Here is a 23607-nt window from a genome sequence, read left to right as displayed (position 1 = left end):
GGCGGCCGGGAAACAGGTGATCGAGTGCCGCACCATCTAAACCTGAGACAGAGGGCGCCGCCGGGAGTGGAGAACCGCTCTTGGCCCATCCTCACCGCGACGGCATCCTATGGCCATTGGATGGATGCCGGACTGGCCGGCATGATGTCCGGCATCGAACCACACCTGGCCGGCTTGCCGGGTTAGCCCGCCGGGCGCAGCACCCGTTCCCAGGAGGTGTGCGTGTCACGCAGGGCGCGTTCGCGCCGGTCGGGTGTCACGCAGATGTTGTCGCCGGCGAACGCCTCCCGCCAGACGTAGCCCTGGATACAGGTGCGCGACCCGTACGGGTCCGTCCAGCGACCGGCCCCCATCATGTTGTCGGCGATCACCTGGTCGCGGACATCCTGGGTGACGCAGACCTGGTCGAAGCTGTCGGCCCCCCGCCAGACGTAGCCCGGTTTGCAGGCGTTGGGGCCCAGGACGAGCCTGGCCGGGTTGACCCGCGAGGCGGCGGTGGCGTTGTCGGAGACCACCTGACTGCGCGTGCTGGAGGGCACGCACACGTTGTCAGACGGCGTGGCCAGTCGCCGCTTGTACGAGGGGACGCACTTGTCGTTCTCCTCCCAGTTGGAGGCGTCCGCGGTGTCGGCCTGGGTCTGCTCGTAGACGGCCGGTGTCACGCACACCAGGTCGTCGGAGGTCGCCTTGCGGTGGACGTAGCCGTCCAGGCACTTCTGCGTGATGCCGGTGCTGACCGTGACGACCGCCTCGTCCTGCCCCACGGAGTCGATCGAGACGCTGACCTCGTTGGTGTTCAGCGACGTCACGGGATTGCGCGTTATCCGGTCCTTCAGCAGGTACGACACGCCGTTCTTGACCTCGTGCAGGAGCACGATGTCGGCGGGGATGCCGGCGCTCTGGCCGGTCTTCTTGCGGAACTCCACCGTGTAGTAGTGGAACGGGTCGGCGACGTCGAACGGGACGCGTACCATCTGCGTGCCGATCTTGCTGGGCTGGTCCAGCGGTACGAGGCGCACGGTCCGGTTCGCCACGCCGTCCGCGCCGAGCGTGACGATCCGGTGCGGCTCCAGCCAGCCCATCTCGTCACGGGTGGGACCGTTGAGGCCGACCGCGCTGGTGCCGAACCTCTCCGTCCAGTACGTGTGGATGTGCATGGCGCTCATGATGTCCCACTGGTTGTCGTACTCGCCGATCTGGGACCAGCTGGAGTTGCGGTAGGTGGGGTCGTCGGAGAAGGAGTGGTCCCTGTCATAGCCGTGCAGCACCTCGTGGGTGGCGAAGCCGAGGTTCCAGGCGAGCGGATCCAGCAGCACCCGCTTTCCCCAGCTGCCGGAGTCCACCGCACCGTTGATCATAACGGCGGTCCAGTGGTTGGACGGAACGGTGTAGCCGGCGGCGGCGGCCGTCTGCACACAGTCCTCGATTCGCTGCCACCGGTTCTTGGTCTTGGCCTGCTCCAGCGTGAAGGGCATCGTGTACCAGCCCTTCACCACCGATCCCGCCACGCTCGTCCGGCCGCCGGACTGGTCGGCCAGGTAGTCGGCGAGCCCGCCGAGGCCCTTGCCCGCGTCGGTGAACAGCTCCCGGAAGAACTGCGGGGGTTTGGGCTCCTCCGGGATGTCGGCGAATTTGCACAGCAGCACCGACCAGGGCAGGTCGCCCTGTACCGGGTACGCCTGGGCCGGCAGGGCGGGCACGCAGATCAGCGTGAGCAGCGCGATCGCGGCGGTCAGGAACGATCTTCGTAAGCGCATGAATCCTCCTTCGGAAACGCCTGAAACCAGATCAGGCTCCCAACCGCCGCTTGTCGCTCACTTGTGCGTGAATGGCGGCCCCGCCGACTGCTTCCCGCTCGTGCCGTCACCCACGAAGCGACCGTCAAATCACCGGTCGGCCCTCCTGAAACCCATGTCTCGGACGGCGTTGGAGCGCCCCGAAGCGCGAGTCCCGAGCCGTCTCCTTTCCAGTGGTTCACAGGCCGCCTACCATCGCCGCCCGACATCGTGGGGCGAGCGTGCGACAACGGGGGCGCTGTCCGGGAGGGGGCGCGACGGGCGGTGACGGGCGGAGGGAGAGTGAGCACGGAGAAGGCTCCGCGGCTCCCCTTCAGGCGGTGAGCAGCAGGGCCGCCACAGTCGCGGGGACGGCCACCACGACCAGTACCGTCCCGGTCAGCACGAAGGTGAGCATCGGCACCCGTACTCCCCTGCGGCGGCACCACTCGAACCAGAGCAGGGTGGCCAGGGAAGCCCATGGGGTGATCACCGTGCCGACGTTGGTGCCGATGAGCAGGGCGAGCAGTGCCTCCCGGTCGCCGGCGGGGAGGACCTGCTCCACCGCGGTGTAGGCGGGCAGGTTGTCGAGCAGGTTGGACAGCACCGTGCCGACGGCCGCCACCCGGTAGGCGCCGTCGCCCGTGTCGGTTCCGACCAGGGTGCTCATCACGGCGGCCAGGCCGTGCCGGCTCAGGGTGGGCACCACCAGGAACAGGCCCACCACGAAGACGAGCAGCTGCCAGGGGAACAGCGCGAGGGTGAGCTTGGCGCGATCACGCCAGGCGAAGGCGGCGACCATCAGGGCCGCCCCGGCCAGGGCGGCGAACTGGATCGGCAGCTCCAGCAGGATCGCGGCGATGAACAGCGCACAGACCCAGGCGGCGGTTCCGAACAGCACCGGGTCCGCGACCGGCTCGGGGGCCGGCGGGATGTAGCGGTCGGCGCCGCGCCGGCCTCGGCGCCAGAAGAACACCCACAGGAAGATCATGGTGATCGCGACCGCGACGAGCTGGGGGAACCAGAGCCTTCCGGCGAACTCGCGGGTGGACATGCCGATCCGATCCACGACCAGCAGGTTCGTCAGGTTCGAGACCGGCAGCAGCAGGCTTGCGGTGTTGGCCAGCCAGAGTGTCGTCATGGCCAGCGGCAGCGCGGCGATCCCGGTCCTGGCCGCGAGGGCGAGCATGACGGGCGTCAGCAGCACCGCGGTGGTGTCCAGGTTCAGGAAGATGGTGACCAGCGACGCGAAGGCCGTGCAGAGCAGGAAGAGCACGACGTGGTCTCCCCGTCCCAGCATCGCCAGCCGGGTCGCGATCACGTCGAAGAGCCCGGCCTCCTTGACCAGGTCCGCGAGGACGACCACCGCGGCGAGGAAGAGCAGGATGGGCGCGATCCGCTCCATCTCGCTCCACGCCTCCCGTACGGGAAGCAGGCCGGTCGCGACGCACAGGAGTCCGAGGCCCAGCAGTCCGAGGCGGATCCAGTCCAGGATGCCCAGTCGTCGCAGCACATCGGCCATGATCGCACGTCTCACCTGGGCGGATCGGGCCAGGAGGGATGATCGCGCTCAGTCGGTGGCGCGGGCGGTGCGGACCGTCTGAATCCCGCTCGCCAGGGTGACCTCAGATCTTCGCCGGGTCCGCGACACCCGCGCCGGCCAAGCCTGACCACCGGCGCATCCGGGCGGGTAGCTCGTTCAGGCGGCGGCGCGGGCGGTGAGGTCCTTCCAGAGGCCGTCCATCCTGGCCTCCAGTTCCTCCAGGGTGCCCTCGTTCGGCACCACGATGTCGGCGATCTCCAGGCGCTCCTCGCGGGTCGCCTGGGCGGCGAGCCTGGCCCTGGCGTCCTGCTCGCTCATGCCGCGCAGCTCGACCAGCCGGGCCACGCGCACCTCGTCGGCGGCGTCCACGACGATCACCACCTCGTACATGGGGGCGAGCCTGTTCTCCGCCAGCAGCGGGACGTCGTAGATCACGATGCTGCCGGGGACCGCCTGGTCCTGCAACTCGGCGACCCTCACGCCGACCAGCGGGTGCACGATGGCGTTGAGCGAGGCCAGCTTCTCGGAGTCGGCGAAGACGATCGAGCCGAGCTTCTCCCGGTTGAGCGAGCCGTCCTCGCGCAGTACCTCGGTGCCGAAGACCCCGACCACGCGCGCCAGGCCCGGGGTTCCCGGCTCGACCACCTCACGGGCGATCTTGTCGGCGTCGATGACCACGGCGCCCCGGGAGGCCAGCCGCCGGGAGACCTCGCTCTTGCCCGACCCGATACCGCCGGTAAGCCCCACCTTCAACATGATCCGCAGCATACGCGGTACGGACCGTCCACCGGCAGCGCGGTCCTCGCATCACGGCGGGCCGGGCCGAGACCGCCCCGACCGCGTCGGAAGGCCGCCTCGCCGCTGCTCCCGGTTGTCACACAGGACGGTCGGCGTCTCCCCCGTCGCGCGCCCCCCTGCCGGCCCGTCGGCAGACGGACCGAAGCCGCCCTTCGCAGCGCCGGAGAGGGCGCCTGCCACCCTCTCGTACAGGTACAGCCCGGGGGCCATCTGCCGCACCGGAGGGCGTCTGAGCGCCCCTACAGCTCCCTGCGCATGTGCACCAGCGTCAGGTGGTCGCTCATCCGCTCCCTGCGGGTCTCGCGGTAGCCGTGGCGGCGGTAGAGCCGCAGGTTGCCCTCCGACAGGTGCCCGGTGAACAGGTCGAAGGCGAGCGCCGCGGCGGCCTCGTCGTGCAGTGCCGCCAGCAGCGCGCCGCCGATGCCCGCGCCCTGCCTGTCGGGGGCGACCACCAGGCGGCCGACCAGGCAGGTCGTGCCGGACATCCGGCCCCGGACCGCGCCCACGATCCGCGCCCGGTCCCGGGCGACGAGCACGATGGCCGTCTCGACCGCCCTGCGGACCTGGCCGGCCGACTCCACCAGCGGCGCGATGAACGGGTCGCCGTAGAGCTGGGCCTCGCCCACGTAGGCGGCGCGCTGCACGGTCAGGATCTCGCCCGCGTCCTCGGGCTCCGCCCACTCGATCACGGCCACGGCACCCACCTTAGCGGGCGGTCAAGGTTCGCAAAGGTCTCCTGAAGAGCGCCCGAGGCTACCCGAAACGCCGCGTCGGCGGGGGGATACCGCGCCGCACCGGAAAAGGCGCCGGGAACGCGGGAAGGGCCCCGCCGGAGCGGGGCCCTTCCGTTGGAACTTCTACCGCGCAGGTCAGCTCTGGCCGCCCGCGAGCTTCTCGCGCAGGGCCGCGAGAGCCTCGTCGGAGGCGAGGGCACCCGCCGCCGGAGCGGAGGAGCCGCTGCTGGAGCTGCCGGCACCGGTGGACGGGGTCTCACCGGAGTAGGACGTGGGGGCAGCCTCGCCCGCCTCGGCCTCGGCCTTGCGGGCCTCCTCGACCTGCTTCTTGTGAGCCTCGAAGCGGGTCTGAGCCTCGGCGTACTGCCGCTCCCACTCCTCGCGCTGCTTGTCGAAGCCCTCGAGCCACTCGCCGGTCTCGGAGTCGAAACCCTCGGGGTAGATGTAGTTGCCCGAGTCGTCGTAGGTCGCCGCCATGCCGTACAGCGTGGGGTCGAACTCGACGTCGGCGCCGATCGCACCCTCGTTCGCCTGCTTGAGCGAGAGCGAGATCCGGCGACGCTCCAGGTCGATGTCGATGATCTTCACGAAGATCTCGTCGCCGACCTGGACGACCTGCTCGGGGATCTCGACGTGGCGCTCGGCCAGCTCGGAGATGTGGACCAGGCCCTCGATGCCCTCCTCGACGCGGACGAACGCACCGAACGGCACCAGCTTGGTGACGCGACCCGGGACGACCTGACCGATCTGGTGGGTACGGGCGAACTGCTGCCAGGGGTCTTCCTGCGTCGCCTTGAGCGACAGGGAGACACGCTCGCGCTCCATGTCGACGTCGAGCACCTCGACGGTGACCTCCTGGCCGACCTCGACGACCTCGGAGGGGTGGTCGATGTGCTTCCAGGAGAGCTCGGAGACGTGAACCAGACCGTCGACGCCGCCGAGGTCGACGAACGCACCGAAGTTGACGATCGAGGAGACGACGCCCTTGCGGACCTGACCCTTCTGCAGGGTGTTGAGGAACGTCTGGCGAACCTCGGACTGGGTCTGCTCAAGCCAGGCACGGCGGGACAGAACCACGTTGTTGCGGTTCTTGTCGAGCTCGATGATCTTCGCTTCGAGCTCGCGGCCCACGTAGGGCTGGAGGTCGCGGACGCGCCGCATCTCGACCAGGGACGCCGGCAGGAAGCCACGCAGGCCGATGTCGAGGATGAGACCACCCTTGACGACCTCGATGACGGTGCCGGTGACGATGCCGTCCTCGTCCTTGATCTTCTCGATCGTGCCCCAGGCCCGCTCGTACTGAGCGCGCTTCTTGGACAGGATCAGGCGGCCTTCCTTGTCCTCCTTCTGGAGAACAAGGGCCTCGACGTGCTCGCCAACCTCGACGACATCCGCCGGATCGACATCGTGCTTGATCGAGAGCTCACGCGAGGGGATGACGCCCTCGGTCTTGTAGCCGATGTCGAGCAAAACTTCGTCTCGGTCGACCTTGACGACGGTGCCCTCGACGATGTCGCCGTCGTTGAAGTACTTGATGGTCAGGTCGATCGCTGCGAGGAACTCTTCCTCGGAGCCGATGTCGTTGACCGCTACCTGCGGGGTGCTCGAGGTGGCCTCAGTGCTGCTCGTCATGTGTGGAGTTGCTCCGAACGCGGACAGATGTCGATGTGGCGAACGCGCGGCAGGCTTCTTACCGTCAGCCGAAGAATTCACATCGGCGTGATCGAGCGCGAGCCCACTCCGTCCGAGACACGCGCGAGCCCACAACGCAGCGATCAGCATATGAGACGAGACGGGTATGGTCAATCCGACGACACTACGCTCCCGCGTGCCGAAAGGATAACGATCTCGCCTAATAGGCGTTGATCATCTGTCTCCGGTCAGCCCTGATACTACCCCGAAGCCCCCGCGGGATGGAGATGCGCTCGGGGTCGCCGTCCGCCGTGTAGCGTCGGTGGGGGTGCTTGTCCAGCCACTCCAGCCAGTATTGGGAACACCATTTCCGGCACTCGCCTTTTTTACCATTGCTCTGGATCCGCTGGATCGATCGCCAGTCGTAGTTCTTGGCGAACGGCGAGACCGACGGCTCGGCACCGGCCAGGAAGACGGCCTTGAACCGGTAGGAGACTCCCTGCCACTTTCCCGACTGCACCGTGGACCTCTTACGGGGCATCGCGCCGAACGGCAGCGCCATCGTCTCGGAGGGGGGAACGCCGAGCTGCTTCAGCAGCCGCTCGACCCTGGCGAGCTGCTCGGCGATCTTCTTCTTGGGCAGGCTCGGCAGGTGGGGGTGGCCCCAGGTGTGGTTGGCCACCTCGAAACCCCGCGAGGTCAGCCACTGCACGGCCCGCGCCTGATCCTTGGCGTTCTGCAGGCCGAAAGGCTGCTGGTTGACCCAGAAAGTGGCGACGGGCCGGAAATCTGGGTGTTTCTTTGCCACCTGATAGATGATTCCGACCGCGGTGTTCCTGGCCGGGGTGCCGTCCGCCTCCAGCGCGAAGTGGCTGGGGTGACCGTCGTCGAAGGTCAGCACCACCGGGTACTTGCCCGCGGGGATGTCCATCCTCCCGGCGGCGAACTCCCGCGCGGTGACCGGCACGTAACCGTCCCTGGCGAGCATCTCCAGCTCCTTGCGCAGCTGGGCGGGCGTGCGGTCGATCGACGCCAGCCGCTTGCCGATAATCCGGTGGTACATCAGGATCGGGACCATGCCGGCCTCGTTGGCCTTCACCTGCCGCGCGAACTCGGCCGTGGCGGTGACCGGCGGCGGCAGCTCGGCCGAGGGAAGATCCGGCGTCGGCGAGGGGGTCGCGGACGGCGGAGGCGGGCTGGCCACCCTGCCCGCCCCGGAGGCCCCGGCCGGGCCCGGCGGACCGGGTGGTGCCGGAAGCACCAGGAGCACCACCACCGCCACTGCGACGACCACCACATTGGTGAGCATGATGATCTGCGTCAGGGGGTTTGGACTCCGCACAGCACTCCCAGGCCCATCGAGCTTATTCGGACTGGATCACCAGCCTAGAACAGACTCGGACAGGCCCGACCAATCAGCGGAGTTCGGCCCTCCCCGAGGGGCGGTCCCCCACCCGCTCGGAGGCGGTCGTCAGTGCCCGCCCCTCTCCCGGCGGGACACCGAGGAGGCAGGCGGCTAGGAGGCAGGCGGCCTTCAGCCGGCCGGGGACCGGCTCGCAGCGGGGTCCCCGGCTCCTTGGGGGACTCGTCGGTGTCCGGCGTCAGTGTCCGGCGTCAGTGTCCGGCGTCCTCCCAGGTGCGGCCGACGCCCACCGAGACGGCCAGCGGGACACGCAGGGCGTAGGCGGCGTTCATCCGGTCGGTGACCAGCTCGCGCAACGTCTCCAGCTCACCGGGGGCCACCTCGAAGACGAGCTCGTCGTGGACCTGCAGCAGCATCCGGGAACCGAGCGCCGCCTCCTTGAGCGCGCCCTGCACGTTGAGCATGGCGACCTTGATGATGTCGGCCGCCGAACCCTGGATGGGCGCGTTGAGCGCCATCCGCTCGGCCATCTCGCGGCGCTGGCGGTTGTCGCTGTTGAGGTCGGGCAGGTAGCGGCGACGCCCCATGATCGTCTCGGTGTAGCCGTCGTTCCTGGCCTGCGCGACGATCGCGTTGAGGAAGTCGCGAACGCCGCCGAACTCCTCGAAATACCCCTCCTTGAGCGCTCTGGCCTCGGAGACGGGGATGTTGAGCTGCTCCGACAGCCCGAAGTCGGACAGCCCGTAGGCCAGGCCGTAGTTCATCGCCTTGATCTTGGCCCGCATCTCCCCGGTGACCTGCTCGGGCTCGATGTCGAAGACCCGGGCCGCGGTGGCCTTGTGGAAGTCGTGTCCGGACTCGAAGGACGCGATCAGCGCCTCGTCGCCGGACAGGTGGGCCATGATGCGCAGCTCGATCTGGCTGTAGTCGGCGGTCAGCAGGGTCTCGAAGCCCTTACCGACCACGAAGCCCTGCCGGATGCGGCGACCCTCGGCGGTGCGGATCGGGATGTTCTGCAAGTTGGGCTTCTCCGAGCTGAGCCGCCCGGTGGCCGCCACGATCTGGTTGAACGTGGTGTGGATGCGGCCGTCGTCGGCGACCTCCTTGATCAGGCCCTCGACCGTGACCTTCAGCTTGGCCTGGTCGCGGTGGCGCAACATGATCGTCGGCAGCTCGTGCTCGGTCTGGGCGGCCAGCCAGGCCAGCGCGGGGGCGTCGGTGGTGTAGCCCGTCTTGGTCTTCTTGGTCTTGGGCAGGTTGAGCTTGACGAACAGGATCTCCTGAAGCTGCTTGGGCGAGCCCAGGTTGAACTGCTCACCGCCCACGGAGGCGTGCGCCGCCTCGACCGCCTGCTTGACCGCGGCGCCGAACTCGGCCTCCAGGCCGCTGAGATACTCCCGGTCGGCGGCGATGCCGGCCCGCTCGAGCTCGGCCAGCACGGTGACGAGCGGCAACTCCACGTCGCGCATCAGGCGGATGCCGCCCAGCGGCTCCAGAAACGCCTCCAGCGCGTCGGCGAGCTCGCCGACCGCCAGTGCCCGCAGGGCCAGATCGCGGGCGGCGTCGTCGTCCTGGTCGTCGAAGAGGCTGGTCTGGCCGCCGCTGTCGGCCTCGCTGCGCAGCTCACGCCGCAGATAGACCCGCACGAGGTCCTCCAGCGGGAACGAGCGCTGCCCGGGCGTCGCCAGGTAGGCGGCGAGCGCGGTGTCGCAGGTGAGGCCGCGCAGCTCCATGCCCTGCGCCCACAGCGCGAGCATCGGGCCCTTGGCGTCGTGCACCGCCTTGGGCTTCGAGGCGTCGGCCAGCCACGCGCGCAGGGCCGCCTCGTCGGCCTCGGTCAGCGTGGTCGGGTCGATGAACGCGGCCCCGGCTCCGGCCGCCGCGACGGCGATGCTGTCGACGCGGCCGGTGCCGCTGCCGTACGCGCCCTTGAAGGCCAGGCCGGCGCGGCCCTCGGGCAGCGCGCGCAGCCACGGCTCCACCTCGTCGGGGCCGAGGGTGACGACCTCGACCTCGAAGCCCTCCTCGGTCTCCGCCTCGGGCGAGCCGATCGTCTTGAACAGCCGGTCGCGGATCTCGCCGCGGAACTCCAGCGTGTCGAGGATCTTGTTGACCTCGTCGCGGTCGGCCGCGCCGACCGTCAGCCCGGAGACCTCCCGCTCCAGCGGGACGTCGCGGATCAGCTGGGTCAGGCGCCGGTTCATCAGCACCTGGTCGAGGTGGTCGCGGAGCTTGTCACCGACCTTGCCCTTGACCTCGTCCACCCGGTTGACCAGCTCCTCCAGCGAGCCGAACTCGCGGATCCACTTGGCCGCGGTCTTCTCCCCCACGCCGGGGATGTTCTTCAGGTTGTCGCTGGAGTCGCCGCGGATGGCCGCGAAGTCGGGATACTGGGCCGGGGTGAGCTCGTACTTCTCCAGGACGGCCTCGGGGGTGAAGCGGGTCATGTTGCTGATGCCGACACGGGTCATCAGCACGGTGACCCGCTCGTCGACGAGTTGCAGCGCGTCGCGGTCGCCGGTGACGATCAGCACGTTCATGCCCTGCTCGGCGGCGCGGGTGGCGAGGGTGGCGATCAGGTCGTCGGCCTCGTATCCGGCCAGCGACAGGTGCGGCACGCGCACCGCGTCGAGCACCTCGTGGATCAGGCTCATCTGGCTGCGGAAGCTGTCCGGACTCGCACTCCGGTTCGCCTTGTAGTCGGCGTACTCCTCGTGGCGGAACGTCGGCTCGGAACGGTCGAAGCAGACCGCCACGTGGGTCGGCCGCTCGTCGCGGAGCACGTTGACCAGCATCGAGGTGAAACCGTAGACCGCGTTGGTCGTCTGGCCCGTGGTGGTGGAGAAGTTCTCCTCCGGCAGGGCGTAGAAGGCCCGATAGGCGAGTGAATGCCCATCCAGCAGCAGGAGACACGGACGAGTGGGGGTCGCTTCGTTCTTCGGCACAGCGAAAGCCTAGTCTCCTGGTACGACAGAACGCCTGACTCGCCTGACAGGAGACGTCCCCTTGACCATGACAGACCCCGACGAGGCCGCTCGCATCGAGGAGTTGCTGGCCGCCTCACACCGGAACACACTGGTGGAGCGGATGGGCATCCTGATCACCGATGCCACTCCCGAGCGGGTGACGGGCACGATGCCCGTCGAGGGCAACACCCAGCCGTACGGCCTGCTGCACGGCGGCGCCTCGTGCGTGCTGGCGGAGACGCTGGGCTCGGTCGGCGCGGCACTGCACGCGGGCCCCGAGCGGATCGCGATGGGCATCGAGATCAACGCCACCCACCACCGCTCGGCCACCTCGGGCCTGGTCACCGGCGTGGCCACCCGGCTGCACGGCGGCCGGACGCTCGCCACCTACGACATCGAGATCGTCGACGAGCGGGACCGCCGGGTGTGCAGCGCGCGCCTCACCTGCATGCTGCGCGACGCCTGAACACACCCGGAACGCCTTTTCGCCATCATCGAGCGACGACTCCGCTACGGTGGGTGATGGCGATGCCCGCGGGGAGGCCGAGTAGAAAACGTACGGGGTCGGGGAAGCTCCGTACGGCGCCAAAGGCCTCCCCCGGGCTCCCTGAGCTTCGGACCTTCATCGGCTTCGGACCTTCATCGCACGAGGGCCCGCACCGGGCGGGTGCGGGCCCTTACTTAAGAGACGGAACTCAGATGTCCGTGTGCGTCGGGTCGAGCACCCGGCGCAGGAAGGTCTTCGTGCGCTCGTGCCGCGGAGCGCCGATCACCTGCTCCGCCGGGCCGTCCTCCACGATCACGCCGCCGTCCATGAAGACCACCCGGTCGGCCACGTCGCGGGCGAACGCCATCTCGTGGGTGACCACGAGCATCGTCATCCCCTCCTCGGCGAGCTTGCGCATGACCGTGAGCACGTCCCCGACGAGCTCGGGGTCGAGCGCCGAGGTGGGCTCGTCGAAGAGCATCAGCGCCGGGCTCATGGCCAGCGCCCTGGCGATGGCCACCCGCTGCTGCTGGCCACCGGAGAGCTGGGTAGGGTAGGCGTCGCACTTCTCACCGATGCCGACCTTGTCCAGGTTCTCCCTGGCGATCTTCTCGGCCTCGGCCTTGCCCCGCTTCAGCACCCGGCGCTGCGAGATCATCACGTTCTGCAGAACCGTCATGTGCGGGAACAGGTTGAACTGCTGGAAGACCATCCCGATGCCGCGGCGGGCGGCGTCGATGTCGACGTCGCGGTCGGTCAGCTCCACTCCGTGGACGACCACCTTGCCCGACGTCGGCTGCTCCAGCAGGTTCACGCAGCGCAGCAGGGTGGACTTGCCCGACCCCGAGGGTCCGATGACACAGACCACCTGGCCGGGGTCGACGGCGAAGTCGATGCCCTTGAGAACCTCGAGCTTGCCGAAGCACTTGTGCAGGTCACGGATCTCGACCGCGTGGTTCACCGGAGTCACCGTCCCTTCGCCTGGCGCTTCTCCAGCCGGGACGCGAGATAACCCAGCGGGATGGTGACCAGAAGGTATGTCACGCCCACGACCAGGATGGGCGTGGCGTTGGCATGGGTCGAGGCCATGTCGTTGCCGAACTTCGTGAGCTCGACGTAGTCACCGGAGACACCGAGGAACAGCACCAGCGAGGAGTCCTTGAGCAGGGAGACGAACTGGTTGGTCGTCGGCGGGATCACGATGCGCACGGCCTGCGGGATGACGATGGAGACCATGGCCCGCGTGTACGACATGCCCAGCGAGCGCGCCGCCTCCATCTGCCCCTTGGGCACCGCCTGAAGGCCCGCCCTGAGCGTCTCCGCCATGTAGGCCGAACCGACGATCGTCAGACCCAGGATGCCCTCACCGTAGGTGCCGCCCGGCACCTGGAAGCCACTCAGGGCCAGCGGCAGGAACAGGATGAGCAGAAAGATCAGCAGCGCGGGCAGGCCGCGGAAGATCTCGATGTAGGCGACCGCGATCCACCGGTAGGGCCGCACCGACGACATCCGCATCAGCGCGAACAGCAGACCGAGCAGGAAGGCGAAGACGAACCCACCCACCGAGTAGATGATGGTGTTCTTCAGCGCGATCGTGAACAGCTCTGGAAGCGTCTTCTCCGCGACGTCGAGCCTGGCGAAGTTCTTTCCGAGCTCGCCCCACTCGATGGTCAGGGCCAGGAAGACGGCCACGGCCGCCAGTACGACGTACTGGACGGCCCGGCTGATCTGCTGTCTCTTACGGGGACTGAGCCCACTCCCGGCGGGGGCGCCCCCGCCGGGAGTGGGCTCGGTCGTCGTTGGCTGGTCCGTCATCGGTTAGCCGAGCTCCCCGGGCTTCTTACCGAACCACTTGACGAAGATCTGCTCGTAGGTGCCGTCCGCCTTGGCCTCGGTGATCGCGTCGTTGATCGCCTTGAGCAGGATCGGGTCGGCGCCCTTCTTCAGGCCGACGCCGTACTGCTCGCCGGTGTCGAGGCTGGCGACCAGTTCGAACTTCTCCGCGATCTCGGGCTTCTTCAGCCAGGTCAGGACGACGGGAAGGTCCTGGACGATCACGTCGACCTGTCCGGACTGCAGACCGAGCAGTTCCTTGGGAGAGTCGGCGAACTCCTTCGGGTCCATGCCCTTGCCCTTGACGTAGTCGAGGCCCGTGGTCGAGGCCTGGGCGCCGAGCTTGAGGCCCTTGGCCTTGATCTCGTCAAGGGTCGCCACGCCGGCTCCCTTCTTGGCCAGCAGTGCCTGCGTGGCGTCGAAGTAGGGCTCGGAGAAGTCGATGTTGGCCTTGCGCTCCTCGGTGATCGTCATACCGGCGGCGGCCACGTCACACTTGCCCGCCGCCATCGCCGCGCCGCTCTTGATGACGGCGAAGTCGATGTCGACGATCTCCTGCGTCAGGCCGAGCTTCTTGGCCGCCAGGTCGACGATGTCGACGTCGAAACCGACGACCTTTTCCCCCTCCTTGAACTGGAAGGGCTCGTAGGGCAGGTTGGTGCAGGTGGTCAGCTTGCCAGGGGTGATCACCTGCGGGCCGGCGGCGGCTGCGGGAGCGCTTGCCGAGGCACCATCGCTCGGGCTCGCGGTGCTGGTCTCGCCACCACCGCAGGCCGCAAGGCCGAGCGCACCGGCGACGACCATGGCGCCCACCGTGAGTGCACGACGAGAAACAAAACTCAGGCCCACAAAGGCCTCCTTACGGTCAAATGTCGCTTCTTTTATGGATACCTCAGTGCAGGTCATGCTCCATCACCTGCATAATCGTGCAGATCACTGGTATGACACAATTCGGACAACAACCGTGTCAGGAGTCCCCCTCTCCGATCCACACCCTGCTCCCGCCGTGGACCGGGATGCGAACACTTGCCGGATCGTCAACACCAGCCGGGCCGGTCGTTGAATTTCGGGCTCCGACTCGGTTACGTTGCCCGATGTGCGTGCCCCCCTGATCCTGTTCACCGGTGTCGCTCTCGCCGTCACCGTCCTGTCCGGCTGCACCGCAGGAGGACCGGCCGCATCCGCCTCCCCCTCGGCCGCCCCCACCCCGACCTACGAACTCCCGCCGCGCCCGGTTCGGCCGGGCGAGAGCCCCGTCAGGGCCGCGCCGGTGACCGACGGCGACACCCGGTTCCAGGTGATCGGCCTGCAGAAGGGCCTGAGCGGCTTCTTCGGCAGCCACGCCGAGTGGCAGGCCAAGGGCCAGTACGTGGTCGTACGGATTCTCGTGGAGAACCCCGGGCGCACCAACTCGCGCTTCGACGCCAAGCGGCAGCGGCTCATCACCGCCGACGGCACCGCCCACACGATCGACAAGTTCGCGCAGGCCATCAAGCGCCAGCCGGACACCCTCCCGCTCGGCGCCCAGGTCAGGATCGAAATGGACCTGTGGTACGACATCCCCGCCGAGGCGAAGGTCACCGCGATCAGGCTGTTCGGCGACCCGCCCCTCGGCGTGGGGGGCACCACCGACGGCGCGCAGGTGCCACTGTCCTGAGCCCCACGGCAGGGGACGGGCCCGCCCCCTGCCGTGGAAGGCACGGATCAGGCCGGCTCCTCCGAAGCGGAGGCCGAGCCGGGAGCACCCGCCGCCTCCTCGACCAGGTCGTGCGCCGCTCCACCGCCCAGATAGGCGGCCTGCACGGCCGGGTCGTTGAGCAGCTCGTCCGCGGGCGCGCTCTTGACCACCTGCCCGGTCTCCAGGACATAGGCGCGGTGGGCCAGCTTCAGCGCCTGCTGGGCGTTCTGCTCCACCAGCAGCACCGTGGTGCCCCGGCGGTTGATCTCCTCGATGATCGAGAAGATCTGCTGCACGATCAGCGGCGCCAGCCCCATCGACGGCTCGTCCAGCAGGAGCAGCTTGGGCTTGGCCATCAGCGCGCGGCCGATGGCGAGCATCTGCTGCTCACCTCCGGACATCGTGCCGCCCATCTGGGTCCTGCGCTCCTTCAGGCGGGGGAAGAGCTCGTAGACCTCGTCCAGGTCGGCGCTGAAATCACCCGAGCGGGTATAGGCGCCCATGAGCAGGTTGTCCTGCACCGTCATGCCCGGGAACACGCCCCGGCCCTCGGGCGCCTGCCCCAGACCCGCGACGACCCGCTGGTGGCCGGGCATCTTGCTGATGTCGTTGCCGTCGAAGGTGATGCTCCCCGACGACAGCGGGCGCAGCCCCGAGATCGTCTTCAGGGTGGTGGTCTTACCCGCCCCGTTCGCCCCGATGAGCGTGACGATCTCGCCCTCGTTCACCTCGACCGAGATGCCCTTGAGCGCCTCGATCTTGCCGTAGTGGACATGGATGTCCTTGACCTCAAGAAGCATCGGCGGGAGCTCCCAAATACGCCTCGACGACCCGCGGGTCGGTCCGCACCTCGTCCGGCAGGCCATCGGCGATCTTCTGGCCGAAGTCCAGCACCGCGATGCGGTCACTGATGCCCATGATGAGGCTCATGTCGTGCTCGATGATCAGAATCGTCCGCCCGGCGTCCCGGATGTCCCGGATCAGCTGCTGCAGCGCCACCTTCTCCGCCGGGTTCATACCGGCGGCGGGCTCGTCCAGCAGCAGCAGTTTCGGGTTGGTCGCCAGGGCGCGGGCGATCTCCAGACGGCGCTGGTCACCGTAGGGCAGGTTCTTGGCGTGGTCCTGCGCGCGGTGCGAGATGCCGACGAAGTCGAGCAGTTCCATCGCCAGCGCACGCCCGTCGCGCTCGGCCCTGCGGTGCCAGGGAAGCCCCAGCGCCACGCTGACCATGCCCGACCTGTGGTGCGCGTCCGCGCCCACCATGACGTTCTCGATGGCCGTCATGTTGTGGAACAGCCGGATGTTCTGGAACGTGCGGGCGATGCCCCGCTTTGTGATCTTGAAGCGCTTGACGCCGCTGATCTTCTCGTCCAGGAAGCGGACCTCGCCCTCGGTCGGCTGGTAGACCCCGGTCACCACGTTGAAGACCGTGGTCTTACCGGCGCCGTTCGGGCCGATGAGCGCGAAGATCTCCCCCTCCTTGATGGTCAGGTCGACCTCGCGCAGGGCCGTGACACCGCCGAACCGCATCACGAGGCTCCGCAGCTCCAACATGGTGCGGCCGCTCCGCTCCGCCTGTGTCACCTCCGAGGTCACAGTGGCCGGATTCACCTCGGCGCTCACTTGGAAGCCACCTCCTCAACCTGCGAATCGGGCCCGGGAACCTCGGCCCCGAGCGTACCCATCCCGCCTGTTCCCTCCTGCAACTCCGCCTTGCGTTGACGCGACGGCAGCAGCCCCTCCGGACGGAAGATCATCAGCGCCACCAGCACCGCACCGAAGATCAGCATGCGGTACTCCTGCAGACCACGGAACCGCTCGGGCAGCCAGGCCACCAGGAAGGCGCCCAGCATGACACCTGGCAGGTTGCCCGAACCACCCATGACCACCGCGGCCAGGATCGTCGCCGACAGCAGGAACTGGAAGTCGTTCGGGTTGATCGAGATGGCCTTCGCCGCCCACAGCACGCCCATCGCGCCACCGATGGAGGCACCGATCGCGAAGGCGAGCATCTTGAAGCGGAACGTCGGCACGCCCATGACCTCGGCCGCGTCCTCGTCCTCCCGGATCGCCGCCCAGGCGCGCCCGACCCGGCTCTTCTCCCAGCGCTTCACCAGGATGATCACGATGACGGCCAGCGCGACCAGCAGGTAGTAGTAGGGGCGCGGGTCCAGCACGCCGTACTTGAGCGGATCCACTCCGAACACCTCGGAGAAGTTGATCCCGAAGAGACTGAAGTCCTCGATGCTCGGCGGGTGCGGAATGCCGCGGATGCCGTTCGGGCCACCGATCTCGTCGGTGTTGCGGGCGGTGATCCGAATGATCTCACCGAAGCCCAGCGTGACGATCGCCAGATAGTCACCGCGCAACCGCAGCGTCGGAGCACCCAGTGTGAGGCCCGACAGGGCACAGATCCCGATGCCGACCACCAGGATGAGCCAGAAGTTCCAGCCCAGCCGGGTGCCGATCAACGCCATCGCGTAACCGCCCACCGCGTAGAACGCGACGAAGCCCAGGTCGAGCAGACCCGCCTGACCGACCACCACGTTCAGGCCGATCGCCAGGACCACGTACGTCCCGATCGGGAAGAACAGGATGCTCGCCCAGTCGGTGTAGGGCGACATGAAGGGGGCGAGACTCTCCGACGGCAGCAGCAGCGCCCCGACGATCAGGAGCACGTACAGCGTCCAGCGCTGCCAGCCGGGAGTGCTCAGCCAGCGATCGTGCATGGCGTCGCCGAAGCGGCCGAGGCCATTGCGGAAACCTGCCAGGGAATTCTTCTGGTTCATGCGCGCGCCTGCTGGAGTGATTCACCGAGGATTCCGGTGGGGCGGAACATCAGGACCAAGACGAGGATGGTGAAGGAGATCACATGCTTCCAGTCGGAGCCGAAGAAGATGGCTCCGTAGTTCTCCACCAGCCCGAGCGTGATTCCACCGACCAGGGCGCCGCGCAGGTTGCCGATGCCACCCAGGACCGCCGCGGTGAACGCCTTGATACCGAAGAGGAATCCAACAAGGTAGTGCGTGTTCTCGTACGAGATCAGGTAGAGCGAACCCGCCACACCGGCCATGCCGCCGCCGATGAGGAAGGTCATCCGGACGATCCTGTTGATGTCGACGCCCATCAGGACGGCCGCCTCGGGATTCTGCGCGGTGGCGCGAATACCTCGGCCGATCTTCGAGCGGTTCACCAGGGCGTCCAGCGCGATCATCATGCCGATCGCGGCGACGATGACGAATATCTGGTCGATCCGGACAGGGTGCCCGAAGATCGAGAAAAGTTCGCTCCGCTCCATCAGCCGGGGCAGAGCCATCTGGATACGGCCCTGCTCCGGACGGTTGAAGACCTCCGGGATCACCAGGAGCGCGAACAACTCCTGCAGGAAGATCGAGGCACCGATCGCCGAGATCAGCGCCGCCAGCCGGGACGCGCCGCGCTTGCGCAGCGGCCGGTAGGCGATCCGCTCCAGCGCGACCGCGGTACCCGCCGAGGCGAGCATGCCGGCCAGGATCATCGCCACCACGACACCGACCAGCGCGATGCCGGTGAGCGGCGAGTTGATACCGAACACGAACGGCACCAGCATCGCGCCGAACGTGCCGATCATGAAAACTTCTGAATGCGCGAAGTTGATCAGCCGCAGCACGCCGTACACCATGGTGTAACCGAGCGCGATCAGGGCGTAGATCGAGCCGAAGGCCAGGCCGTCGATCGTCGCCGGCCAGAACTGATTGATGAAGTCATTGAGCACTAGGGTTTACCACTTCTAGCGGGGGTCGCCTGCACTTCCGGGTAGCACACCGCCTCCAGCAGAACCTCGTGGACTCTCTGGAAGTACGCGGGGAGCGGGAACGCGCTGCGCGTTCCCGCTCCCCGCGCGCCGACTACCTAATCTCCTTCAGCGCCGGACTAACCCAGCTTGGCCTCGGTGGCCTTGCCCAGCAGGCCGATGGCGCCATCCTTGACCTGGTAGATGTAGATGTCCTTCGCCGAGACCTCACCGTTGGCCTCGAACTTGACCTGCTTGGAGACACCCGCGAAGTCCACCGTGGCGATGAACTCGTTGATCTTCTCAGCCGTGGTGTTACCAGCCTTGATCGCCTCGACGAAGACCGTCGCGGCGTCGTAGCCCTCGGCCGCGTAGATCGCCGGGTCGGCGCTGTAAGCGGCCTTGTAGGCGTCGGCGAACGCCTTCACCTTGGCGTCGGTCACATCCGGGGTCGCGATGTAGCACGGGCAGCCGACCAGCGCACCCTCGGCGTTCGCGGCACCGGCGCCGTCGATCAGACCCTTGTCCAGCGAACCGTCACCGGACAGGAACTTCGCATCCTTGACACCCTTGTCGCGGAGCTGCTTGAGCAGGTTGCCGCCCGCGGCGTAGTAACCACCGAAGAAGATCGCGTCAGGCTTGGCGGCCGCGACCTTGTTCACCACCGAGGAGAAGTCACTCTCGGTCGGGTCAAGCGAGTCGGTCGTCAGCTTCACGCTCTTGGCCTCAAGCGCGCCCTTGACCGCGTCGGCAAGCGGCTTGCCGTACTCGGACTTGTCATCGATGACGAAAACGTTCTTCGCGGCGAGACCCGTCGCGATGAAGTCACCGATACCGGGGCCCTGAACGTTGTCACTCGGCAGCACCCGGTGCCAGTACTTCCAACCATTCGCCGACAGCGCGGCGTTGGTGGCGGACGCCGAGACGCTCGGCAGCTTCGCCTCCTCCAGCACCGGCGCCACCTGGGCGGACTCGCCGGAGAACGCGGGACCGATCAGGCCGACGATCTTGTCAGTCTTGATCGCCTGCTGGGCCAGGGCGACCGCCTTCGACGGGTCCGCCTGGCTGTCGTACTCGACCAGCTCGATCTTCACAGCCGGGTTGGTCTTGTTGTACTCGTCGATGACGAGCTTCGCACCGTTCCGGGGGGGAATGACGATGCCGGCATTGGCGCCGGTCAGGTCTCCCATGAAGCCGAGCTTGATGGTACCGGGGGCGGCAGCACTGGAGCCGCCCTCAGCCGGCGTGGCTTCCGTACCACCGTCACCGCAGGCAGCGAGACCGAGGGTGAGCGCCACACCGGCGGCAAGCACTCCACCGAGGCGTGCAGTCTTAAGCCGCAAGGTTGCCTTCCTTTCGCCCGCTCCCTCGTCAGGACCGGGTTCACAGATGCCCTTCCCTGGCGGGTGGCCAGGGGGTTGTGTCGGTAGTACAGCCAGCCGATGTCACGGGTCGATACAGGACGGCCCGCCGTTATCGTTTCTTTATAACACCGATCCTTTTCGGCTATCAGCCGCAAAAGCCATGGTCACTGGCGACCTCGCCGCCCCCACGGCCGTCACACCGGCCCCCACGAGCTACATCCCCGACAGGCACGGGCCTGCGGAAAGGGCCGGAGAGTCCGATTCAGGGCTCCTCCGCCCCCATCTCGGGGCCGCCCCCACCCCGGTCCACATTCGCGTCCGCGTCCGCGACCACGATCTGCGCGACCTGCCGCATGCTCAGCCTGCGATCCATCGACGCCTTCTGGATCCACCGGAACGACTGCGGCTCACTCCACCCGTGCCGCTCCATCAGCAGACCCTTCGCCCGCTCCACCAGCTTGCGCGTCTCCAACCGCTCGGAGAGCGTCCCGACCTCCCGCTCCAGCGCGGCGATCTCCTGATGCCTGCTGACCGCCATCTCGATCGCCGGCACCAGATCCGACTTCGTGAACGGCTTCACCAGGTACGCCATCGCACCGGCGTCCCTCGCCCGCTCCACCAGGTCACGCTGCGAGAAGGCCGTGAGAATGAGGCACGGCGCGATCCGCTGCGACACGATCTGCTCGGCCGCCGAGATCCCGTCCAGGACGGGCATCTTCACATCCAGGATCACCAGATCGGGCTGCTGCTCCATCGCCAGCTTGACCGCCGACTCCCCGTCCCCGGCCTCCGCGACGACCTCGTATCCTTCTTCCTCTAACATCTCCTTGAGGTCGAGACGGATCAGTGCTTCGTCTTCCGCGATCACCACTCGCCGCTGCGTACTCACGAGCAAGAGAGTACCGACGTCCGCTAGATTGGGACCACGTCAGCTACCGAAAGCGATCTACTTCTAGGTAAGCTCTTAGCTGGCACGCAGGATCCGGACAAGTCCGGAAATATGCCCCGATAGACCAACGGCAGAGTCGATGGCCTCAAAATCCATTCAGTGTGGGTTCGAATCCCACTCGGGGCACAGTTAACCGGGCCGGTCGACGAGATCGACCGGCCCGGCTACTTCCAACGCGATCTGTAGCGACACGAAAACTGTCGGTAGCGCTTGGCATGGTGGTCCCATGCACCCCCGTGAAACCGTCGACCGCGCTCTCCAACTCTCGGCGCTTGGCCTCATCGACCGCCGTGTCGCCGAACTCTGTGGCGTATCACTCGGCGCGGTTCAAAAATGGAGAACCGGGGCACGAAGAGCTCACGAAGACGAAGACCGTAGGCGACACCACTCCTGTCCCCGTTGCCACGAGCGGCCACTTGACGAGGCAGCCTATGCCTATCTTCTCGGGCTGTACCTCGGTGACGGCCACATCGTGCTGTGCCGCAAAGGCGTCTATCGGTTTTCCCTGGCCTGCTGCGATGACTGGCCAGGGCTTATAGAAGAAGCGGCTGAGGTTACAGCTACGGTGATGCCCACCTCTTCGGTGAGTCGTCGGCAGAAAAGCGGCTGTGTAGAGATCCAAAGCCACTCAAAACACTGGACGTGTCTCTTCCCGCAACATGGTCCTGGGCGCAAACACCTCCGAAAAATCGTGCTGGAAGACTGGCAGAAGAAGATCCTCACGATACATCCGGGTCGATTCGTCCGGGGCCTGATGCACTCGGACGGCTATCGCGGCATGAACCGCGTTCGTCATCACATCAACGGCAGCGATCACTGGTACGAGTATCCGCGCTACCTCTTCAAGAACGAGTCGAAGGACATCCTCGAACTGTGCGGTGAAGCACTTGACCTCCTTGACGTGGCCTGGCGCTATTCGCGCTACAACACCATCTCCGTGGCCAGGCGAGCGGCCGTCGAGCGGTTGGACGAGTTCGTGGGCCCGAAGTACTGAGGTAGTCCGGCGGGACACCGGCCGGCAGGCGAGTAGGTTACTCGGAAGACGGTGCGACAAAGGGGGATGCGTGGAAACTGTGCAGAACGGCCAGGCGGAGCCGAGCGGTCCCGGGGCCGGGCGGGTGCTTCCGGAGGGAGTGCGGCTCCGCGGGCACGGGGTGGTGCTGCGGGAGTGGGAGGACGACGACCTGGGGACGATGGTGAAGCTGTTCGACGACCCCGAGGTGGCGTACTGGACGCCGCTGGTCTCGCCGTTCGGCCCGCAGGAGGCGCTGGCCTATCTGGAACGGGCCCGGCAGCGGCGGGCGGCCGGGGATCGGCTGCAGTTGGCGATCACCGTGGACGGAGATGAGCCCATGGGTGAGGTGTTGCTGATGTTCAAAGGGCCGGGCCTGGACGTCGCGGAGATCGGTTACAGCGTGGGGGCCGCCTACCGGGGGCGGGGGCTGGCGCGGGAGGCGGTGCGGATGATGACGGAGTTCGCCCGTGACACGGTTGGGGTGCCGCGGCTGCTGCTGGTGATCGAGGACGGTAACGCGGCGAGCGTGGCGGTGGCCCGCGCGGCGGGATACCTCCGGACGGACGCGCCACCGGTGCCCGCTGAGGAGAAGGGCCGGCCGATAGTGCTGCGGACGTGGGAGTACGAGGGGGCCTGACCGTGAGTGCCGGTGCGGGGCAGGATGATGGTGACCCGGGCGACGGCGGGTAGGAGAGTATCGGGGCGATCACGACGACCCGTGTTCCTTCCATCTCGGTAGGAGAATCATGAGCACACTCGCCGACCGGACCATCGCGGCCCTGCGCGCCACCCATGACGGGCTGGCGGCCTTCGTCCGCGGCCTGGACGCCGCCGGCCTGACCCGGCCTTCGGCCTGTTCGGAGTGGACCGTCGCCCAGGTGCTCAGCCACCTCGGCAGCGGCGCCGAGATCGGTCTGGCGGCGTTGCGGGCGGCGCTGGGTGGTCAGGACACCCCGGGCCAGGATTTCAACCACGAGGTCTGGGATCGCTGGAACGCGAAGGACCCCGAGGGGCAGGCCGAGGACTTCCTCATCGTGGACGCGGAGATCGTCTCCGTCTTCGAAGGTCTCGACGTGGACGCCCGCGAACGGCTCCGGGTCAAGTTGAGCTTCTTGCCCGCGCCCGGCGATGTCGCTCTGGTGGCCGGGATGCGGCTGAACGAGGCCGCCCTGCACTCCTGGGACGTCGGGGTCGCCTTCGACCCGGCGGCCACCGTGGCGCCGGACACGGCCGGGGTGCTGATCGATCTGTACTCCGGGCCGCTTGATTTCATGATCGGCTTCATGGGCAGGCCGGACGCCCTTGATCCGCGCCTTGCCACGACCCTCCGGGTCGAGACGAGTGATCCCGAGCGGGTGCTGGGCCTCACTCTCGGCGAGACCGTCGGCTTCAGTGAGGTTCCCGAGCCTGCCGACACCCTGTCGCTCCCGGCGGAGGCGTGGGTGCGTCTGCTCGGTGGCAGGCTGGCTCCCGAGCAGACGCCGCCGTCGGTGACCGTCACCGGCGACGGCGTCACCCTGGACGACCTGCGCCGGGTGTTCCCGGGGATCTGACGCCCGGGGGCCCGGGGTGCCTGCTCAGGCCCCCATCACGGACCTGAAGGACAACACACGGCCCCGGCGGGCTGGTCCATGCTCCAGGCAGATGTGGCCGAGGCCGGCCCGCTCGCGGCGTGGTGAACCGGTAGCGGGTCGAAGG

The 23607-nt window shown here is 67.6% G+C and carries 21 protein-coding genes and 1 tRNA gene; 6 read left to right on the top strand and 16 right to left on the bottom strand.

Annotation, left to right across the window (positions count from 1 at the left end; all coding sequences use genetic code 11):
• Positions 1-182: 182 nt before the first annotated feature.
• From ACQP0P_RS16915 to polA, 7 genes are all read right to left on the bottom strand, one after another.
• Complete coding sequence (locus ACQP0P_RS16915; protein WP_433377437.1) at positions 183-1757, bottom strand: hypothetical protein; 1575 nt, start codon at positions 1755-1757, stop codon at positions 183-185.
• Between the two features lie 352 nt (positions 1758-2109).
• The gene (locus ACQP0P_RS16910) at positions 2110-3312 is read right to left on the bottom strand and encodes an SLC13 family permease (protein WP_433377434.1); all 1203 of its coding nucleotides are present in this window, start codon (positions 3310-3312) and stop codon (positions 2110-2112) included.
• A gap of 162 nt (positions 3313-3474) precedes the next feature.
• Positions 3475-4074 (bottom strand): dephospho-CoA kinase, encoded by a 600-nt coding sequence (coaE, locus tag ACQP0P_RS16905; RefSeq protein ID WP_433377431.1) that lies wholly within the window; start codon positions 4072-4074, stop codon positions 3475-3477.
• A gap of 281 nt (positions 4075-4355) precedes the next feature.
• Positions 4356-4811 carry a GNAT family N-acetyltransferase gene (locus ACQP0P_RS16900; protein ID WP_350922730.1) on the bottom strand — a complete coding sequence of 152 codons (456 nt, stop codon included), beginning with the start codon at positions 4809-4811 and terminating at the stop codon, positions 4356-4358.
• A gap of 174 nt (positions 4812-4985) precedes the next feature.
• Positions 4986-6482, bottom strand: a complete 1497-nt coding sequence (gene rpsA / locus ACQP0P_RS16895) for a 30S ribosomal protein S1 (RefSeq protein ID WP_433377427.1) — start codon at positions 6480-6482, stop codon at positions 4986-4988.
• A gap of 220 nt (positions 6483-6702) precedes the next feature.
• Positions 6703-7791, bottom strand: a complete 1089-nt coding sequence (locus ACQP0P_RS16890) for a polysaccharide deacetylase family protein (RefSeq protein WP_433377424.1) — start codon at positions 7789-7791, stop codon at positions 6703-6705.
• A gap of 305 nt (positions 7792-8096) precedes the next feature.
• The gene (gene polA, locus ACQP0P_RS16885; RefSeq protein WP_433377421.1) at positions 8097-10790 is read right to left on the bottom strand and encodes a DNA polymerase I; all 2694 of its coding nucleotides are present in this window, start codon (positions 10788-10790) and stop codon (positions 8097-8099) included.
• A 67-nt stretch (positions 10791-10857) separates the two neighbouring features.
• Here polA and ACQP0P_RS16880 point away from each other — a divergent pair, with 67 nt between their 5' ends.
• The gene (locus tag ACQP0P_RS16880; RefSeq protein ID WP_433381928.1) at positions 10858-11277 is read left to right on the top strand and encodes a PaaI family thioesterase; all 420 of its coding nucleotides are present in this window, start codon (positions 10858-10860) and stop codon (positions 11275-11277) included.
• A 229-nt stretch (positions 11278-11506) separates the two neighbouring features.
• Here the strand turns inward: ACQP0P_RS16880 and ACQP0P_RS16875 are convergent, their stop codons facing one another.
• Genes ACQP0P_RS16875 through ACQP0P_RS16865 form a run of 3 tightly spaced genes read right to left on the bottom strand, consistent with a single transcriptional unit; the run spans position 11507 to position 13935 of the window.
• The gene (locus tag ACQP0P_RS16875; RefSeq protein WP_433377418.1) at positions 11507-12268 is read right to left on the bottom strand and encodes an amino acid ABC transporter ATP-binding protein; all 762 of its coding nucleotides are present in this window, start codon (positions 12266-12268) and stop codon (positions 11507-11509) included.
• Positions 12265-13113, bottom strand: a complete 849-nt coding sequence (locus ACQP0P_RS16870) for an amino acid ABC transporter permease (protein WP_433377415.1) — start codon at positions 13111-13113, stop codon at positions 12265-12267. Before ACQP0P_RS16870 ends, ACQP0P_RS16875 begins: the two co-directional genes overlap by 4 nt.
• 3 nt (positions 13114-13116) lie before the next feature.
• The gene (locus tag ACQP0P_RS16865; RefSeq protein WP_433377412.1) at positions 13117-13935 is read right to left on the bottom strand and encodes an ABC transporter substrate-binding protein; all 819 of its coding nucleotides are present in this window, start codon (positions 13933-13935) and stop codon (positions 13117-13119) included.
• A gap of 292 nt (positions 13936-14227) precedes the next feature.
• Here ACQP0P_RS16865 and ACQP0P_RS16860 point away from each other — a divergent pair, with 292 nt between their 5' ends.
• On the top strand, positions 14228-14788 hold the full coding sequence (locus tag ACQP0P_RS16860) for a DUF4352 domain-containing protein (RefSeq protein ID WP_433377409.1): 561 nt from the start codon (positions 14228-14230) through the stop codon (positions 14786-14788).
• Between the two features lie 47 nt (positions 14789-14835).
• On the opposite strand, the gene ACQP0P_RS16855 is transcribed toward ACQP0P_RS16860, so the two are convergent.
• From ACQP0P_RS16855 to ACQP0P_RS16830, 6 genes are all read right to left on the bottom strand, one after another.
• Positions 14836-15609, bottom strand: a complete 774-nt coding sequence (locus ACQP0P_RS16855) for an ABC transporter ATP-binding protein (protein WP_433377406.1) — start codon at positions 15607-15609, stop codon at positions 14836-14838.
• Positions 15599-16363: an ABC transporter ATP-binding protein gene (locus ACQP0P_RS16850; RefSeq protein ID WP_433381925.1), complete on the bottom strand. Its 765-nt coding sequence runs from the start codon at positions 16361-16363 to the stop codon at positions 15599-15601. The genes ACQP0P_RS16855 and ACQP0P_RS16850 overlap by 11 nt, the downstream gene beginning before the upstream one ends.
• Positions 16364-16428: 65 nt before the next feature.
• On the bottom strand, positions 16429-17598 hold the full coding sequence (locus ACQP0P_RS16845) for a branched-chain amino acid ABC transporter permease (protein ID WP_433377403.1): 1170 nt from the start codon (positions 17596-17598) through the stop codon (positions 16429-16431).
• A complete protein-coding gene (locus tag ACQP0P_RS16840; RefSeq protein ID WP_433377400.1) occupies positions 17595-18563 on the bottom strand; it encodes a branched-chain amino acid ABC transporter permease in 969 nt (322 codons plus the stop codon). The genes ACQP0P_RS16845 and ACQP0P_RS16840 overlap by 4 nt, the downstream gene beginning before the upstream one ends.
• A 158-nt stretch (positions 18564-18721) precedes the next feature.
• A complete protein-coding gene (locus ACQP0P_RS16835; protein WP_433377397.1) occupies positions 18722-19924 on the bottom strand; it encodes a branched-chain amino acid ABC transporter substrate-binding protein in 1203 nt (400 codons plus the stop codon).
• Positions 19925-20207: 283 nt separating this feature from the next.
• Positions 20208-20834 (bottom strand): ANTAR domain-containing response regulator, encoded by a 627-nt coding sequence (locus ACQP0P_RS16830; protein ID WP_433377394.1) that lies wholly within the window; start codon positions 20832-20834, stop codon positions 20208-20210.
• Between the two features lie 113 nt (positions 20835-20947).
• Between ACQP0P_RS16830 and ACQP0P_RS16825 the strand changes: the two genes are divergently transcribed.
• From ACQP0P_RS16825 to ACQP0P_RS16810, 4 genes are all read left to right on the top strand, one after another.
• A tRNA-Leu gene (locus tag ACQP0P_RS16825) sits at positions 20948-21020 on the top strand.
• 100 nt (positions 21021-21120) lie between these two features.
• Positions 21121-21888, top strand: a complete 768-nt coding sequence (locus tag ACQP0P_RS16820; protein ID WP_433377391.1) for a helix-turn-helix domain-containing protein — start codon at positions 21121-21123, stop codon at positions 21886-21888.
• Between the two features lie 70 nt (positions 21889-21958).
• Positions 21959-22546, top strand: coding sequence for a GNAT family N-acetyltransferase (locus tag ACQP0P_RS16815; RefSeq protein WP_433377388.1), 588 nt, complete (start codon positions 21959-21961; stop codon positions 22544-22546).
• 109 nt (positions 22547-22655) lie between these two features.
• A complete protein-coding gene (locus tag ACQP0P_RS16810) occupies positions 22656-23462 on the top strand; it encodes a maleylpyruvate isomerase family mycothiol-dependent enzyme (RefSeq protein ID WP_433377385.1) in 807 nt (268 codons plus the stop codon).
• Positions 23463-23607: the final 145 nt, after the last annotated feature.

The organism is Streptosporangium sp. CA-115845, from assembly GCF_050943795.1.
Classification (GTDB): Bacteria; Actinomycetota; Actinomycetes; order Streptosporangiales; family Streptosporangiaceae; genus Streptosporangium.
This window is presented reverse-complemented; position numbering and strand designations above follow the sequence as displayed.

Excerpts from the sequence above, each read along its gene's own strand:
- ACQP0P_RS16915 (WP_433377437.1), bottom strand. The coding sequence starts at position 1,757 with ATGCGCTTACGAAGATCGTTCCTGACCGCCGCGATCGCGCTGCTCACG.
- coaE (WP_433377431.1), bottom strand. The coding sequence starts at position 4,074 with ATGTTGAAGGTGGGGCTTACCGGCGGTATCGGGTCGGGCAAGAGCGAG.
- rpsA (WP_433377427.1), bottom strand. The coding sequence starts at position 6,482 with ATGACGAGCAGCACTGAGGCCACCTCGAGCACCCCGCAGGTAGCGGTC.
- ACQP0P_RS16890 (WP_433377424.1), bottom strand. The coding sequence starts at position 7,791 with ATGCTCACCAATGTGGTGGTCGTCGCAGTGGCGGTGGTGGTGCTCCTG.
- ACQP0P_RS16880 (WP_433381928.1), top strand. The coding sequence starts at position 10,858 with ATGACAGACCCCGACGAGGCCGCTCGCATCGAGGAGTTGCTGGCCGCC.
- ACQP0P_RS16870 (WP_433377415.1), bottom strand. The coding sequence starts at position 13,113 with ATGACGGACCAGCCAACGACGACCGAGCCCACTCCCGGCGGGGGCGCC.
- ACQP0P_RS16865 (WP_433377412.1), bottom strand. The coding sequence starts at position 13,935 with ATGGTCGTCGCCGGTGCGCTCGGCCTTGCGGCCTGCGGTGGTGGCGAG.
- ACQP0P_RS16855 (WP_433377406.1), bottom strand. The coding sequence starts at position 15,609 with ATGCTTCTTGAGGTCAAGGACATCCATGTCCACTACGGCAAGATCGAG.
- ACQP0P_RS16850 (WP_433381925.1), bottom strand. The coding sequence starts at position 16,363 with ATGTTGGAGCTGCGGAGCCTCGTGATGCGGTTCGGCGGTGTCACGGCC.
- ACQP0P_RS16845 (WP_433377403.1), bottom strand. The coding sequence starts at position 17,598 with ATGAACCAGAAGAATTCCCTGGCAGGTTTCCGCAATGGCCTCGGCCGC.
- ACQP0P_RS16820 (WP_433377391.1), top strand. The coding sequence starts at position 21,121 with ATGCACCCCCGTGAAACCGTCGACCGCGCTCTCCAACTCTCGGCGCTT.
- ACQP0P_RS16810 (WP_433377385.1), top strand. The coding sequence starts at position 22,656 with ATGAGCACACTCGCCGACCGGACCATCGCGGCCCTGCGCGCCACCCAT.